Source organism: Rhizobium sp. SVR5-9E (genome assembly GCF_056755095.1).
This window is the reverse complement of sequence record NZ_JBNDHS010000451.1, coordinates 1-267: the sequence shown is the minus strand read 5'-3', so window position 1 is coordinate 267 and position 267 is coordinate 1. Positions and strand designations below refer to the sequence as shown.

At 39.7% G+C, this 267-nt stretch carries 1 protein-coding gene; it reads left to right on the top strand.

The features are described from left to right. The first annotated feature begins 5 nt into the window (after positions 1 to 5). Positions 6 to 152 carry a macro domain-containing protein gene (locus tag ACPYOJ_RS35585; protein WP_481420420.1) on the top strand — a complete coding sequence of 49 codons (147 nt, stop codon included), beginning with the start codon at positions 6 to 8 and terminating at the stop codon, positions 150 to 152. Positions 153 to 267 lie beyond the last annotated feature (115 nt).

Genomic DNA, 267 nt, shown 5'->3' with positions numbered 1-267 from the left:
ACGTTATTCACACCGTAGGACCGGTTTGGAATGGGAATGAAGAAGAGTGTTGCGCTCTTTTGGCCAACTGCTATAGAAATTCCACGAAGCTGGCTGAAAGCTTGGGGATAAAAAGTCATAGCTTTTCCCAACATCAGCACAGGAGTTTATAGGTTTCCGAAAGACCTGGCAGGAGCAATTGCTTTACATGAGGTGAGAAATTTTAAATCAGGTGTCATAGAAAAAGTAATTTTTGTCTGTTTTGATGATGAAAATAAAGGGATTTAT